The sequence below is a fragment of the Pseudomonas sp. B21-028 genome (genome assembly GCF_024749045.1).
In the GTDB taxonomy this organism is placed as follows: Bacteria; Pseudomonadota; Gammaproteobacteria; order Pseudomonadales; family Pseudomonadaceae; genus Aquipseudomonas.
Map to the genome: position 1 here is coordinate 1839511 of NZ_CP087184.1, position 15925 is coordinate 1855435.

The 15925-nt window shown below is 62.4% G+C and carries 12 protein-coding genes; 7 read left to right on the top strand and 5 right to left on the bottom strand.

The features are described from left to right. Positions 1–22 precede the first annotated feature (22 nt). The 5 genes from LOY35_RS08390 to LOY35_RS08410 all read right to left on the bottom strand — a co-directional run bounded on the left by LOY35_RS08390 (position 23) and on the right by LOY35_RS08410 (position 5052). On the bottom strand, positions 23–949 hold the full coding sequence (locus LOY35_RS08390) for a GGDEF domain-containing protein (RefSeq protein WP_258631911.1): 927 nt from the start codon (positions 947–949) through the stop codon (positions 23–25). Positions 950–1311: 362 nt separating this feature from the next. Further along, entirely contained in the window at positions 1312–2052 is a 741-nt protein-coding gene (locus LOY35_RS08395) for a YciK family oxidoreductase (protein ID WP_055127310.1), read from the bottom strand. Between the two features lie 231 nt (positions 2053–2283). Next, positions 2284–2955: an N-acetylmuramic acid 6-phosphate phosphatase MupP gene (gene mupP, locus LOY35_RS08400; protein ID WP_181288831.1), complete on the bottom strand. Its 672-nt coding sequence runs from the start codon at positions 2953–2955 to the stop codon at positions 2284–2286. A gap of 4 nt (positions 2956–2959) precedes the next feature. Next, complete coding sequence (ubiG, locus tag LOY35_RS08405) at positions 2960–3658, bottom strand: bifunctional 2-polyprenyl-6-hydroxyphenol methylase/3-demethylubiquinol 3-O-methyltransferase UbiG (protein ID WP_024778720.1); 699 nt, start codon at positions 3656–3658, stop codon at positions 2960–2962. A 62-nt stretch (positions 3659–3720) separates the two neighbouring features. Further along, the gene (locus LOY35_RS08410; protein WP_258631912.1) at positions 3721–5052 is read right to left on the bottom strand and encodes a TRZ/ATZ family hydrolase; all 1332 of its coding nucleotides are present in this window, start codon (positions 5050–5052) and stop codon (positions 3721–3723) included. 105 nt (positions 5053–5157) lie between these two features. Between LOY35_RS08410 and mtnA the strand changes: the two genes are divergently transcribed. The 7 genes from mtnA to cmk all read left to right on the top strand — a co-directional run bounded on the left by mtnA (position 5158) and on the right by cmk (position 15827). Continuing rightward, positions 5158–6234: an S-methyl-5-thioribose-1-phosphate isomerase gene (gene mtnA, locus LOY35_RS08415; RefSeq protein ID WP_258631913.1), complete on the top strand. Its 1077-nt coding sequence runs from the start codon at positions 5158–5160 to the stop codon at positions 6232–6234. 446 nt (positions 6235–6680) lie between these two features. After that, positions 6681–9350: a DNA gyrase subunit A gene (gene gyrA / locus LOY35_RS08420; protein WP_258631914.1), complete on the top strand. Its 2670-nt coding sequence runs from the start codon at positions 6681–6683 to the stop codon at positions 9348–9350. A gap of 249 nt (positions 9351–9599) precedes the next feature. Beyond that, positions 9600–10685: a 3-phosphoserine/phosphohydroxythreonine transaminase gene (serC, locus tag LOY35_RS08425; RefSeq protein WP_258631915.1), complete on the top strand. Its 1086-nt coding sequence runs from the start codon at positions 9600–9602 to the stop codon at positions 10683–10685. After that, positions 10685–11779, top strand: a complete 1095-nt coding sequence (pheA, locus tag LOY35_RS08430; protein ID WP_024778725.1) for a prephenate dehydratase — start codon at positions 10685–10687, stop codon at positions 11777–11779. Before serC ends, pheA begins: the two co-directional genes overlap by 1 nt. A 13-nt stretch (positions 11780–11792) precedes the next feature. Beyond that, the gene (gene hisC, locus LOY35_RS08435) at positions 11793–12905 is read left to right on the top strand and encodes a histidinol-phosphate transaminase (RefSeq protein WP_258631916.1); all 1113 of its coding nucleotides are present in this window, start codon (positions 11793–11795) and stop codon (positions 12903–12905) included. 28 nt (positions 12906–12933) lie between these two features. Beyond that, positions 12934–15141: a bifunctional prephenate dehydrogenase/3-phosphoshikimate 1-carboxyvinyltransferase gene (locus tag LOY35_RS08440; protein ID WP_258633516.1), complete on the top strand. Its 2208-nt coding sequence runs from the start codon at positions 12934–12936 to the stop codon at positions 15139–15141. Next, positions 15138–15827 (top strand): (d)CMP kinase, encoded by a 690-nt coding sequence (gene cmk / locus LOY35_RS08445; RefSeq protein ID WP_258631917.1) that lies wholly within the window; start codon positions 15138–15140, stop codon positions 15825–15827. The genes LOY35_RS08440 and cmk overlap by 4 nt, the downstream gene beginning before the upstream one ends. Positions 15828–15925: the final 98 nt, after the last annotated feature.

The following is a 15925-nucleotide window of genomic DNA, read 5'->3' on the forward strand; positions in this document are numbered from 1 at the left end:
GGCCTGGCATGCCAATCTTGATTCAACCCGCCATCGCCAACCGGTTCCGTCCTTCGCGTTTGGCCACATACAACGCGCTGTCGACCCGGCGCAGCAGACTTTCCATGGACTCACCCGGCAGCAGCGTCGCGCAGCCGAGGCTGACCGTCAGCTCGATCCTGACGCCGGCAGCGAAATAATCCTGCAACTGGGCCGCATAGCGCAGTCGCTCGCCAATCGTGGCAGCGGCTTCCCGGCTGGTATTGGAAAGCAGGATCAGAAACTCCTCGCCGCCGAACCTGAACACCATATCCACGTTGCGCAATTGATCCTTGATCGACTCGGCAACGGCCTTGAGTACCTCATCGCCGGCGCCATGGCCGTAGGTGTCATTGATGCGCTTGAAGTGATCGATGTCGAGCATCAGCAGCGACAACGGCTGCATATGACGCCTGGCCATGTCGATTTCCCGCTCCATGACCTGGTCCATGGCGATGCGGTTGCCGGTTCCGGTCAATGGATCGCGCAGGGCGCTCTGGGTGGCGGCGCGGTAGAGCAGGGCGTTGCGCAGTGGAAACAACAGGGTGGACATCACTGACTCGAGATCACTCTGCTCCGCGTCGCTGAAGCGCTGATTGCGACGGAACACCAACTCACCCAGATGTTCGTCTTCATGGCTGAGGTTGTAACTGAGCAGATGATGCCCGCGTTGACCGAATTCCAGCCGCAGGTCGCTGGGCTTGTGCTGATAGGCCAGCGCATCCAGTGGCACCAGTCGTTGAACTTCACGGAAAAACAGGCCCAGGATCCGCTGTGGTTCCAGGCTGGTCTGCAATTGCTGACTCAATTGCTGACGCAGCTGCGAAAGGCTGGCGGACCGTGCGACGAGCGGTGACGGTTGACCGAAGCCCAGGCGCTGCAGTTTGGCGCTGTCGAAATCAATCGCGTTGGTCTGGATGGGCGTTTTCATTTGGCGTGAGCCCCTAAGCAGAATCTGTCCTGGCAGGCTGGATGAGGTGGCTTTGGGCTGGGTATCGTACTGGCCCGTCAATCCCGTAGGACGCTGATTTGAGTCTAGTCTGCTTTCCCTGGCTGACGCAGGCCTCGTATCAACCTCCGTTACCCGCCGGACATGGCGTGTTTAGAAGGGGTTAGAGCGAAAGTCGTGCCAGTGCGTTCACTTTTATAAAAGCCATTGAAAATCAATGAAGTGAAAACACCTCGCGCATGGCACGCCGATTTCGCGCGACATGGGTTTGGCGGTTCGCCTGGCTCGGCGTTGAAGCGGGTGAGCATCGCGACGGTAAACCGCCGCGATGTGAGGGGCGGTGCCTACTGTGCGTTGAACGCTTGGCCGTTGACGCCCTTGCTGTCCGGCCCCATCAAATACAGATAGACCGGCATGATCTCTTCTGGCGTCGGATTATTGAGCGGGTTTTCCCCAGGATAGGCCTGGGCGCGCATGCTGGTACGGGTGGCGCCGGGGTTGATGCTGTTGGCACGCATCGGCGCGACGGTATCGACTTCGTCGGCCAGGGTCTGCATCAGCCCCTCGGTGGCAAACTTGGACACGCCATAAGCGCCCCAGTATGCCCGACCCTTGCGACCCACGCTGCTGGACGTGAACACCACGGACGCATCCGTGGACAGCTTGAGCAGCGGCAGCAAGGTGCTGGTGAGCATGAACATGGCGTTGACGTTCACCTGCATCACCCGCATGAAATTTTCGCCGGACAGTTGTTCCAGCGGCGTGCGCGGGCCGATGATCGAGGCGTTGTGCAGCAGGCCGTCCAAATGACCGAACTCGGTTTCAATCATGGCCGCCAGTTCGTCGTACTGATGGGGCAGGGCGGTTTCGAGATTGAAGGGGATCACCGCCGGCTGAGGATGGCCGGCCGCTTCGATTTCATCGTAGACCTGGGTCAGGTTGGCTTCGGTCTTGCCCAGCAGCAGCACGGTGGCGCCATGGGCGGCGTAGGCCTTGGCGGCAGCCGCGCCGATGCCACGACCGGCACCTGTCACCAGGATGACCCGGCCGTTGAGCAGGTCGGGGCGGGCGGAATAATCAAACATAAAAAACCTCACGAAACATAACGATGCGTGGTGATGCACGGTGTGGCGACGGGACTTGATCTGTGGCGAGGGGATTTATCCCCGCTGGGTCGCGAAGCGACCCCCTGCGTATTACTTGATACACCGCAGTGACAGATATTTCTTGGAGGCGCTTCGCACCTCAGCGGGGATAAATCCCCTCTCCACAAAAAAAAATCTACTTATATTGCCTTGCCACACGGAGTCGTCGGCTCAGCAACTGCACAACGCATTATCCAGCACTTCGCGCAACGCCAACGGGTGATCGATTACCACGTCCGCGCCCCAGTGCTTGGGGTTGTCGTCCGGGTGGATGTAGCCGTAGGTCACCGCGCAGGTCTTGGTGCCGGCGCTACGCCCGGACTCGATGTCCCGCAGGTCGTCGCCGACGAACAGCACGCTGGCCGGGTCCAGGTCGAGCATCTTGCACGCCAGGATCAATGGCTCCGGATCCGGCTTGCTGTTTTTCACGTGATCCGGGCAGATCAGCACCTTCGAGCGCTCGGCCAGGCCCAGTTGCTGCATGATGGGCTCGGCGAAGCGCACCGGTTTGTTGGTGACCACGCCCCAGATCAGGTTGGCGGCTTCGATATCGGCCAGAACCTCGGCCATACCGTCGAACAGATGGCTGTGCACCGCGCAACCCTTGAGGTAGCGATCGAGGAATTCCTGGCGCAGCTCCTCGAAGCCCGGTGATTCCGGGTCCATGGAAAAGGTCACCGCGACCATCGCACGGGCGCCGCCGGAAATTTCGTCACGGATGTGCTGCGTGTTCATCGGTGGCAGGCCACGGTCGGCGCGCATGGCCTGGCAGATGGCGATGAAGTCCGGCGCGGTGTCGAGCAGCGTGCCGTCCATGTCGAAGAGAACTGCTTTGAGACGCATCGACTTATTCCTCGCGCAGGGTCTGGATCATGTAGTTGACGTCAACGTCGGCGGCCAGCTTGTAGTGCTTGGTCAGCGGGTTGTAGGTCAGGCCGATGATGTCCTTGACGGTCAGACCCGCCGCGCGGCTCCAGGCGCCCAGCTCGGAGGGGCGGATGAACTTCTTGAAGTCGTGGGTGCCCCGAGGCAGCAGCTTCATGATGTATTCAGCGCCGATGATGGCGAACAGGTATGCCTTCGGGTTGCGGTTGATGGTGGAGAAGAACACCTGGCCGCCGGGCTTGACCATGCGGAAGCAGGCGCGGATGACCGAGGATGGGTCCGGCACGTGTTCGAGCATTTCAAGGCAGGTGACCACGTCGAACTGAGCGGGCATTTCCTCGGCCAGGGCTTCGGCGGTGATCTGCCGGTACTCCACGCTGACGCCGGACTCCAGTTGGTGCAGCTGCGCCACCGCCAGCGGCGCCTCGCCCATGTCGATGCCCATCACCGTTGCCCCGCGCTGGGCCATGGCTTCGCTGAGAATGCCGCCGCCGCAGCCGACGTCGAGCACTTTCTTGCCGGCCAGGTTGACCCGCTCGTCGATCCAGTTGACCCGCAGCGGGTTGATATCGTGCAGCGGCTTGAACTCGCTTTCGCGGTCCCACCAGCGGTGAGCCAGGGCTTCGAATTTGGCGATTTCGGCGTGGTCGACGTTGCTCATGTGCAGATCCTCGAAAAACTTGAAAAAATCAGTGGCCCCGAGCCGTGGCTCAAGAGGCAGGGTTATTCGTCGTGACCGCTGATGCGGCGACCCCAGGCCTGGGCCGTGGCGGTCAGTTGCGGTTCATCCAGGCGGGTCAGCCGGCCGTCTTCAAGCAACGGCTTGCCGGCCACCCACAGGTGTTTCACGCAATCGCGGCCGGTGGCGTAGATCAGCTGCGACACCGGGTCGTAGATCGGTTGCTGGGCCAGTCCCGACAGGTCGAAGGCCACCAGGTCGGCGGCCTTGCCGACTTCCAGGGAGCCGACGGTGGCCTCGATGCCCAGCGCCCGGGCGCCATTGAGCGTGGCCATGCGCAGCGCCCGATGGGCATCCAGGGCTGTGGCCGAGCCGGCGACAGCCTTGGCCAACAGGGCGGCGGTGCGGGTTTCCCCCAGCAGGTCCAGGTCGTTGTTGCTCGCCGCGCCATCGGTGCCGACCGCTACATTGACGCCGGCCTGCCACAAGCGCTCCACCGGGCAGAAACCACTGGCCAGCTTCAGGTTCGATTCCGGGCAATGGATCACGCTGCAATTGCTTTCTACCAGCAAGGCCAGGTCTTCATCGCTGATCTGAGTCATGTGCACAGCCTGAAAACGCGGCCCCAGCAGGCCAAGCCGCCCCAGGCGAGCCATTGGCCGCTCAGCGGTGTTCTCCACAGCCTGCTGCACTTCGAAGGCGGTTTCGTGAACGTGCATATGAATGGCCGCGTCCAGCTCTTCGGCAATCACACGGATTTTCTCCAGGTTCTCATCGCCCACGGTGTAGGGCGCATGCGGGCCGAATGCGACTTTGATCCGCGGATGGTGCTTGAGGTCGCCGAATAATTCGATGCCCTGACGAATGGCGTCGTCGGCACTGGCGGCCCCGGGAATCGGGAAATCGAGGATCGGAATGGCGATTTGCGCGCGGATGCCGCTGTTATGGACGCGTTCGCTGGCAACCTTGGGGTAGAAATACATGTCAGAGAAACAGGTGATGCCGCCCTTGATCTGCTCGGCGATCGCCAGGTCGGTGCCGTCGCGCACGAAGTCCTCATCGACCCATTTGCCCTCGGCCGGCCAGATATGCTGTTCGAGCCAGGTCATCAGGGGCAGGTCGTCGGCCAGGCCGCGGAACAGCGTCATCGCCGCATGGCCGTGGGCGTTGATGAGGCCCGGGCTGAGCAGCATGCCCGGCAGCTCGCGAACCTGGGCAGCCTCACATTTCAGGGCTTCGGCCCGTGGGCCGATGAACACGATGCAACCGTCGCGGATACCCAGGCCATGATCCTTGAGTACCACACCGGCGGGTTCGACAGGCACCAACCAGGTCGGCAGCAATAGTAAGTCGAGCGCAACGGCAGGCTTGGGCATCGTGGATCGGTTCCATGGGTTATAAAGGATGGCGAAGTATACCCGAGCGTCATCACGCAGGGATCGCTATAATCGGCGGCTTTGTTCAAGAGTGCGGAGTGTAGGATGCGCGATCAACTGTTGGCTGCGGAGAAGGTGAAGGCCATCGATTGGCGGGATGGCGCCCTGTACCTGCTGGATCAGCGTGTTTTGCCGTTCGAGGAAAACTGGATCGCCTACACCAGCGCGGCTGGCGTGGCCGAGGCGATTCGTACGATGGTGGTGCGCGGCGCGCCGGCCATCGGCATCAGCGCGGCTTATGGCGTAGTGCTGGCCGCCCGGGCGAGGGTGGCCGAGGGCGGGGACTGGGGAGCGGCGCTGGAAGCTGACTTCACGTTGCTGGCCGAGTCCCGGCCGACGGCGGTGAACCTGTTCTGGGCCCTCGACCGGATGCGTGACCGCCTGGCGCGCTTGAAAGAGCATGCCGAGCCGCTGGCCGCCCTTGAGGCCGAAGCGATCGCCATTCACGAAAGTGACCGTGAAGCCAACCTGACCATGGCCCAACTTGGCGTCGACCTGATCCGCAAGCACCAGGGCAATGCCCAGGCCATCCTGACTCATTGCAACACCGGTGCCCTGGCCACCGGTGGCTTCGGCACGGCCCTGGGGGTGATTCGCGGTGCATTCATCGAGGGGATGGTCGAGCGGGTCTACGCCGACGAAACCCGTCCATGGCTGCAGGGCTCGCGCCTCACCGCGTGGGAGTTGGCCAACGAGGGCATCCCGGTGACCCTCAACGCCGACTCCGCTGCCGCCCACATCATGAAGACCAAGGGCGTGACCTGGGTGATCGTCGGCGCCGACCGCATCACCGCCAACGGTGACGTGGCGAACAAGATCGGCACCTATCAACTGGCGGTTTGCGCGATGCACCACGGCGTGCGCTTCATGGTGGTGGCGCCGAGCTCGACGATCGACATGAGCCTGGCCAGCGGCGAGGACATCCCGATCGAAGAGCGCGACGGGCGCGAACTGCTGGAAGTCGGCGGCAAGCGGGTCGGCGCTGATGTGGAAGCGTTCAACCCGGTGTTCGACGTCACGCCGGCGGACCTGATCGATGCCATCGTCACCGAGAAGGGTATCGTCGAGCGTCCGGATACCGCGAAGATGGCACAATTGATGTGTCGCAAGCGCCTGCATTGAGACAGTGTTTGTCTGGTGCATTGCCATCGCGAGCAGGCTCGCTCCCACAGGGAATTGTGGTGTGCCAGTAACCCTGGGCATACAAAGCACTCCCGTGGGAGCGAGCCTGCTCGCGATGAGGCCCTTGAAACCTGCGAATCTTCTTGCATTTGAGTGCAATTTCTCCAGCCGCAGCGCTTCTAAGCCCCTCTCGTCCCATTTCAGCCTGTCACCGGTCAACTAACTATGCTCCATGCGCATCAGGGGGATAGGTGCGTGGCGGCTCTTGTGATAACATCCGGCGGTTTCCAGGGCCGCTTCACGAAGCGGTCTTTACTGCGCAGATCCATGGCATAACTCGTTGATTTGTCGTAAGTCGCTGCACGGCACTTGTCCTGTAGCGGCGAGCTTCGTTCGTCCCGTCTGGATGTGACGAGGTTTCACCAGAAAAAGGAATCAGGCTTCTCATGGGCGAACTGGCCAAAGAAATCCTCCCGGTCAATATCGAAGACGAGCTGAAACAGTCCTACCTCGACTACGCAATGAGCGTGATCGTCGGGCGGGCGCTGCCGGATGCGCGCGATGGCTTGAAGCCCGTGCACCGGCGCGTGTTGTTCGCGATGAGCGAGCTGGGCAACGACTTCAACAAGCCGTACAAGAAATCCGCCCGTGTCGTCGGTGACGTGATCGGTAAGTATCACCCCCACGGCGACACTGCCGTGTACGACACCATCGTCCGGATGGCGCAGCCATTTTCCCTGCGCTACCTGCTGGTAGACGGCCAGGGCAACTTCGGCTCCGTGGACGGCGACAACGCCGCGGCCATGCGATACACCGAAGTGCGCATGACCAAGCTCGCCCACGAGCTGCTGGCCGACCTGCACAAGGAAACCGTGGACTGGGTGCCGAACTACGACGGCACCGAAATGATCCCGGCGGTCATGCCGACCCGTATTCCGAACCTGCTGGTCAACGGTTCCAGCGGTATCGCCGTGGGCATGGCGACCAACATCCCGCCGCACAACCTCGGTGAAGTCATCGACGGTTGCCTGGCCCTCATCGACAACCCCGAGCTGAACGTCGATGAGCTGATGCAATACATCCCCGGTCCGGACTTCCCGACCGCCGCGATCATCAACGGTCGTGCCGGTATCATCGAGGCCTATCGCACCGGTCGCGGCCGCATCTATATGCGCGCCCGCTCGACGGTCGAGGACATCGACAAGGTCGGTGGCCGCCAGCAGATCGTCATCACCGAACTCCCATACCAGCTGAACAAGGCCCGTCTGATCGAGAAGATCGCCGAGCTGGTCAAGGAGAAGAAGCTCGAAGGCATCACCGAGCTGCGGGACGAGTCCGACAAGGACGGTATGCGCGTCGTGATCGAGCTGCGCCGTGGCGAAGTGCCCGAGGTGATCCTCAACAACCTCTACGCCCAGACCCAGCTGCAAAGCGTGTTCGGTATCAACATTGTCGCGTTGATCGATGGCCGTCCGCGGATCCTGAACCTCAAGGACCTGCTGGAAGCCTTCGTGCGTCACCGTCGCGAAGTGGTCACCCGCCGCACCGTGTTCGAACTGCGCAAGGCCCGTGAGCGTGGTCACATCTTGGAAGGCCAAGCCGTTGCCTTGTCGAACATCGACCCGGTCATCGCCCTGATCAAGGCCTCGCCGACGCCGTCGGAAGCCAAGGAAGCGCTGATCAGCACGCCTTGGGAATCCAGCGCGGTGATGACCATGGTCGAGCGTGCCGGCGCCGATTCCTGCCGTCCGGAGAACCTCGATCCGCAATACGGCCTGCGCGACGGCAAGTACTTCCTGTCCCCGGAACAGGCGCAAGCCATCCTGGAGCTGCGCCTGCACCGCCTGACCGGCCTGGAACACGAGAAGCTGCTGGCCGAGTACCAGGAGATCCTCAACCAGATCGGCGAGTTGATCCGCATCCTCAACAGCGCCACGCGCCTGATGGAAGTGATCCGCGAAGAACTGGAAGTGATCCGCGCCGAATACGGCGACGTGCGCCGCACCGAGATCCTCGATGCGCGCCTGGACCTGACCCTGGGCGACATGATCCCGGAAGAAGAACGCGTGGTGACCATTTCCCACGGCGGCTACGCCAAGACCCAGCCGCTGGCGGCCTACCAGGCCCAGCGTCGCGGCGGCAAAGGCAAGTCGGCTACTGGCGTCAAGGACGAGGACTATATCGCCCACCTGCTGGTTGCCAACAGCCACACCACGCTGCTGCTGTTCTCCAGCAAGGGCAAGGTGTACTGGCTCAAGACCTACGAAATCCCCGAGGCGTCCCGCGCCGCACGTGGTCGTCCGCTGGTCAACCTGCTGCCGCTGGACGACGGTGAGTACATCACCACCATGTTGCCGGTCGAGGAATACACCGAAGGCCACTACATATTCATGGCGACCGCCAACGGCACCGTCAAGAAGACCCCGCTGGAATCCTTCAGCCGCCAGCGCAGCGTGGGCCTGATCGCCCTGGAGCTGGACGAAGGCGACGTGCTGATTTCCGCCGCCATCACCGACGGCGAGCGTGAGGTCATGCTGTTCTCCGACGGTGGCAAGGTTACCCGCTTCAAGGAGTCCGACGTTCGCGCCATGGGCCGTACCGCCCGCGGTGTGCGCGGCATGCGCCTGCCGGAAGGCCAGAAGCTGATTTCCATGCTGATTCCCGAAGAAGGCAGCCAGATCCTCACCGCTTCGGCGCGTGGTTATGGCAAGCGTACCGCCATCAGCGAGTTCCCAGAGTACAAGCGCGGCGGCCAGGGCGTGATCGCCATGGTCAGCAACGAGCGTAACGGCCGTCTGGTCGGCGCGGTCCAGGTGCTCGATGGCGAAGAGATCATGCTGATCTCCGACCAGGGCACCCTGGTGCGTACGCGGGTCGACGAAGTGTCGAGCCTGGGCCGTAACACCCAGGGCGTGACGCTGATCAAGCTGGCCAGCGATGAAACGCTGGTGGGGCTTGAGCGGGTGCAGGAGCCGTCTGAAGTCGAAGGCGAAGAGCTGGAAGGCGAGGATGATGGCGTGGCGTTCGACGGTACCCTGGGTGCCGATGTCGACGACATGACCGGCGAGGATCAATCGCTCGACGCTGCCGCAGACGAAGAAGAACCGCAGGAATAAGCGGACACGCAGGGGGCGGATGAAGATTCGCCCCCTTGTTGTTTGTCCCTTTTGAAAATTTGCGAGACTGTGCATGACAGCTCAACTGTGGGAGCGAGCTGTGGGAGCAAGGCTTGCCCGCGATAGCGATTGATCAGTCGACATTCATGTTGAATGCAAGTCTGTAATCGCGGGCAAGCCTTGCTCCCACAATGGGCACCCGCTGATACCGTATTAATGTGTGACCACCAGATCAGAGCGAGATTGGATGTGAGCAAGAGAGCCTATAACTTCTGTGCCGGCCCGGCGGCGCTTCCTGAAGCGGTCCTGAAGCGTGCCCAGGGTGAACTTCTCGACTGGCATGGCAAGGGCCTGTCCGTCATGGAAATGAGCCATCGCAGCGATGAGTTCGTGTCCATTGCCACCAAGGCCGAACAGGACCTGCGCGATCTGCTGAACATCCCGTCCAACTACAAGGTGTTGTTCCTGCAGGGCGGCGCGAGCCAGCAATTTGCCCAGATCCCGTTGAACCTGCTGCCGGAAAGCGGCAAGGCCGACTACATCGACACCGGTATCTGGTCGCAGAAAGCCATTGAAGAGGCCTCGCGTTATGGCCACGTCAACGTTGCCGCCACCGCCAAGCCCTACGACTATTTCGCCATTCCCGGCCAGAACGAGTGGAACCTGTCCAAGGACGCGGCCTACGTTCATTACGCACCGAACGAAACCATCGGCGGCCTGGAATTCAACTGGATCCCGGAAACCGGCGACGTGCCCTTGGTGGCCGACATGTCTTCGGACATCCTTTCGCGCCCCGTGGATATCTCCCGTTTCGGCATGATCTACGCTGGCGCCCAGAAGAACATCGGCCCGAGCGGTATCCTGGTCAGCATCATTCGTGAAGACCTGCTTGGGCATGCCCGTTCCGTGTGCCCGACCATGCTCAACTACAAGGTCGCGGCCGACAACGGCTCGATGTACAACACGCCGCCGACCCTGGCCTGGTACCTGTCGGGCCTGGTATTCGAGTGGCTGAAAGAGCAGGGCGGTGTCGAAGCCATCGGCAAGCTCAATGAAGTGAAGCAGCGCACGCTCTACGACTTCATCGATGCCAGCGGCCTCTACAGCAACCCGATCAACAAGACCGACCGCTCCTGGATGAACGTGCCGTTCCGGCTGGCCGACGACCGTCTCGACAAACCGTTCCTGGCGGGCGCCGACGAGCGCGGGCTGCTGAACCTCAAGGGCCATCGCTCGGTCGGTGGCATGCGCGCCTCCATCTACAACGCCGTGGACATCAATGCGGTCAACGCACTGATCGCCTACATGGCAGAGTTCGAGAAGGAACACGGCTGATGTCAGAGCAAGAACTCAAGGCGCTGCGCCTGCGCATCGATGCCCTGGACGAAAAAGTCCTGGAGCTGATCAGCGAGCGCGCGCGCTGCGCCCAGGAAGTCGCTCGGGTGAAAATGGCCTCCCTTGCCGAGGGTGAAGTGCCGGTGTTCTATCGCCCCGAGCGTGAAGCTCAGGTGCTCAAGCGGGTCATGGAGCGCAACAAGGGCCCGCTGAGCAACGAAGAAATGGCGCGGCTGTTCCGCGAAGTCATGTCGTCGTGCCTGGCTCTCGAGCAACCGTTGAAAGTGGCGTACCTGGGCCCTGAGGGGACCTTCACCCAGGCCGCCGCCATGAAGCACTTCGGCCATGCTGTGATCAGCAAGCCGATGGCGGCCATCGACGAGGTCTTCCGCGAAGTCGCGGCCGGCGCGGTGAATTTTGGCGTGGTGCCGGTGGAAAACTCCACCGAAGGCGCGGTCAACCACACGCTGGACAGCTTCCTCGAGCATGACATGGTGATCTGTGGCGAAGTCGAGCTGCGCATCCACCATCACCTGCTGGTGGGCGAGAACACCAAGACCGACAGCATCAGCCGGATCTATTCCCACGCCCAATCCCTGGCCCAGTGCCGCAAGTGGCTGGACGCCCATTATCCAAATGTCGAGCGCGTGGCGGTATCGAGCAACGCCGAGGCGGCCAAGCGGGTCAAGGGGGAGTGGAACTCGGCGGCGATCGCCGGCGACATGGCGGCCGGCCTCTACGGGCTGACCCGCCTGGCTGAGAAAATCGAGGATCGTCCGGACAACTCCACGCGATTCCTGATGATCGGTAACCAGGAAGTGCCACCGACCGGTGACGACAAGACCTCAATCATCGTTTCCATGAGCAACAAACCCGGTGCGCTCCATGAACTGCTGGTGCCGTTCCACGACAATGGCATCGATCTGACCCGGATCGAGACTCGTCCGTCGCGCAGCGGTAAATGGACCTACGTATTCTTCATCGACTTCGTCGGCCACCACCGCGATCCGCTGGTAAAAGGTGTGCTGGAGAAAATCAGTCAGGAAGCAGTGGCACTCAAGGTGCTGGGTTCCTACCCCAAGGCAGTTCTTTAAGGGCGGATAGCAAATGAGTGGCAACTTCCTCGCCCTGGCACAGCCAGGCGTGCAACAACTTTCGCCTTACGTTCCGGGCAAGCCCGTGGACGAACTGGCTCGCGAGCTGGATCTGGATCCGGCCAGCATCGTCAAACTGGCAAGCAACGAGAACCCGCTGGGTGCCGGTCCCAAGGCGCTGGCGGCGATCCGTGACGAACTGGCCGAGCTGACCCGTTATCCCGATGGCAATGGCTTTGCCTTGAAAAGCCTGCTGGCCGAGCGCTGTGGTGTCGAGCTGAACCAGGTGACCCTGGGCAACGGCTCCAACGACATTCTCGAACTGGTGGCACGTGCTTACCTGGCGCCGGGCCTCAATGCGGTATTCAGCGAGCATGCGTTTGCGGTCTATCCGATCGCCACCCAGGCGGTCGGTGCCGACGCCCACGTGGTTCCGGCCAAGGACTGGGGGCACGATCTGCCGGCCATGCTGGCGGCCATCGATGCCAATACCCGGGTGGTGTTCATCGCCAACCCGAACAACCCGACCGGTACCTGGTTCGATGCCCAGGCCCTGGACGACTTCCTGCAGGACGTCCCGGAGCACGTGCTGGTGGTGCTGGACGAGGCGTACATCGAATATGCCGAAGGCAGCGACCTGCCCGATGGCCTGGACTTCCTCGCGGCGTATCCGAATCTGCTGGTTTCGCGCACGTTTTCCAAGGCCTATGGCCTGGCATCGCTGCGGGTCGGCTACGGCCTGTCTACCGCCGTGGTGGCCGATGTGCTGAACCGCGTGCGCCAGCCGTTCAACGTCAACAGCTTTGCCCTGGCCGCTGCCTGCGCTGCGCTCCAGGATGAAGAGTACCTGGCGCAGAGCCGTCGCCTGAACGAGGCTGGCATGCAGCAGCTGGAGGCCGGCTTCCGTGAGCTGGGCCTGGGCTGGATTCCGTCGAAAGGCAACTTCATCTGCGTCGACCTGGGTCGTGTTGCTGCGCCTGTATTCCAGGGCTTGTTGCGTGAAGGCGTGATCGTGCGTCCGGTGGCCAATTACGGCATGCCGAACCATCTGCGCGTCACCGTCGGCCTGCAAGCGGAAAACAGCCGTTTCCTCGAGGCGTTGAGCAAGGTCCTGGCTCGTGGTTGATGTCACTTCACTGCAACCTGCTGCACCTATGATCGGTCGCCTGGTGGTGGTCGGTCTGGGACTGATCGGTGGTTCGTTCGCCAAGGGCTTGCGCGAAAGCGGCCTGTGCCGCGAGGTGGTCGGCGTCGACCTGGATCCGCAGTCGCGCAAGCTGGCGGTGGAGCTGGGCGTGGTGGACCGCTGCGAAGATGACTTGGCGGCTGCGTGCCAGGGCGCTGACGTGATTCAGTTGGCAGTGCCGATCCTGGCCATGGAAAAACTCCTGGCGCGGCTGGCGACCATGGACCTGGGGCAGGCGATCCTGACCGATGTCGGCAGTGCCAAGGGCAACGTCGTGCGCGCGGCCACCGAAGCCTTTGGCGGGATGCCGGCGCGCTTCGTGCCGGGTCATCCGATTGCCGGTTCCGAGCAGAGCGGTGTGGAAGCTTCCAACGCCGGGCTGTTTCGCCGTCACAAGGTCATATTGACGCCGCTGGAGCAGACCGATCCGGCTGCGCTGGCGATGGTGGACCGCTTGTGGCGCGAGTTGGGTGCCGATGTCGAGCACATGCAGGTCGGGCGTCACGACGAAGTCCTGGCCGCCACCAGTCATTTGCCGCACCTGTTGGCGTTCGGTCTGGTGGATTCATTGGCCAAACGCAATGAAAATCTTGAGATCTTCCGTTACGCTGCCGGCGGTTTCCGCGATTTCACGAGAATCGCCGGTAGTGACCCGGTCATGTGGCACGACATCTTCCTCGCCAACCGCGAAGCTGTCCTGCGCACACTCGATACATTTCGCAGCGACCTCGACGCTTTGCGCGACGCGGTCGATGCAGGGGACGGGCACCAATTGCTGGGCGTTTTCACACGCGCCAGGGTGGCCCGCGAGCATTTCAGTAAAATCCTGGCCCGTCGGGCCTATGTGGACGCTATGAATTCCAACGATCTGATTTTCCTGGCACAACCTGGTGGCTCCCTGAGCGGGCGTATTCGTGTACCGGGCGATAAATCGATTTCCCACCGCTCGATCATGCTCGGCTCCCTGGCCGAAGGCGTGACCGAGGTGGAAGGCTTCCTCGAGGGCGAAGACGCCCTGGCGACGCTGCAAGCGTTCCGCGACATGGGGGTGGTCATCGAAGGGCCGCACCACGGCCGCGTGACGATCCACGGTGTCGGCTTGCATGGTCTCAAGCCTGCGCCGGGCCCGATCTACCTGGGTAACTCCGGCACTTCGATGCGCCTGTTGTCCGGTCTGCTGGCCGCGCAGGAGTTCGACAGCACCCTGACCGGCGACGCGTCGCTGTCCAAACGGCCAATGAACCGCGTGGCCAACCCGCTGCGGGAAATGGGCGCGGTCATCGAGACGGCCGCCGAAGGTCGTCCGCCGATGGTCATCCGTGGTGGCAACAAGCTCAAGGGCCTGACCTACACCATGCCGATGGCCAGCGCCCAGGTAAAATCCTGCCTGCTGTTGGCCGGTCTCTATGCCGAAGGCAAGACCACCGTCACCGAGCCGGCGCCGACCCGCGATCACACGGAGCGCATGCTGCGCGGCTTCGGTTATCCGGTCACGGTCAACGGGGCTACCGCGTCCGTTGAGTCGGGCAGCAAGTTGACCGCGACCCACATCGAAGTGCCGGGCGATATCTCTTCGTCGGCGTTCTTCCTGGTGGCCGCATCCATCGCCGAAGGCTCCGAGCTGGTGCTCGAGCACGTCGGCATCAACCCGACCCGTACGGGCGTGATCGATATCCTGCGCCTGATGGGCGCCGACATCACCCTGGAGAACCAGCGTGAAGTGGGCGGCGAGCCGGTGGCGGACCTTCGCGTCAGAGCGGCTAAACTCAAGGGTATCGAGATTCCCGAGGCGCTGGTTCCCCTGGCGATCGACGAGTTCCCGGTGCTGTTCGTGGCTGCCGCCTGTGCAGAAGGACGGACGGTGCTGACCGGCGCCGAAGAGCTGCGGGTCAAGGAGTCGGACCGTATCCAGGTGATGGCGGATGGCTTGCTGGCGCTGGGCGTCAAATGCGAGCCGACGCCGGACGGCATCATCATCGACGGCGGCCAGATCGGCGGCGGCGAAGTTCATGGTCACGGTGACCATCGCATCGCCATGGCCTTCAGTGTTGCCTCCCTGCGGGCGAACGCGCCGATTCGCATCCATGACTGCGCCAACGTCGCGACATCGTTCCCGAACTTCCTGGCGCTGTGCGAGCAGGTCGGCATTCGAGTGGCAAAAGAGGCACAGTCGTGAACATCAAGGCACCGGTCATCACCATCGATGGCCCGAGCGGCTCGGGCAAGGGCACCGTCGCCGGGATCCTCGCCAGGCAACTGGGCTGGAACCTGCTCGATTCGGGGGCCCTGTATCGCCTGCTGGCATTTGCGGCCAGCAACCATGGCGTGGACCTGACCAACGAAGAGTTGCTCAAGGCCCTGGCTGCGCACCTGGATGTGCAGTTCATTGCGGCGACCGACGGTCAATTGCAGCGAATCGTCCTGGAAGGCGACGAAGTCAGTGACGTCATCCGCACTGAAACCGTTGGTGCCGGGGCGTCCCAGGTCGCCGCGCTGCCGGCGGTGCGCGAAGCGTTGCTACAGCGCCAGCGCGCATTCCAGGAGCCGCCGGGGCTGGTGGCCGATGGTCGCGACATGGGCACGGTTGTCTTTCCGGACGCACCATTGAAGATTTTCCTCACCGCCAGCGCGGAGGAGAGGGCTCGTCGCCGATATTTGCAGTTGAAGGGCAAAGGCGAGGATGTTAGTCTGTCGAGTCTGCTAGATGAGATCCGTGCACGTGATGAACGTGACACCCAGCGCGCAGTAGCCCCGCTCAAGCCGGCGGCTGACGCGATACAGCTGGATTCCACGGAGTTGTCCATCGATCAGGTGTTGCAACGCATCATGAGCGAGATCGCCATTCGCGATATCGCCGGGTGACAGGAAGCTCCGCAGGGGACCAGTCATAGTCCTGCGGTGCTTCTTCTATATGAAACTAACCCACATCGTCTGGGGTGTGGAGGCGGGCGTATTCTTCG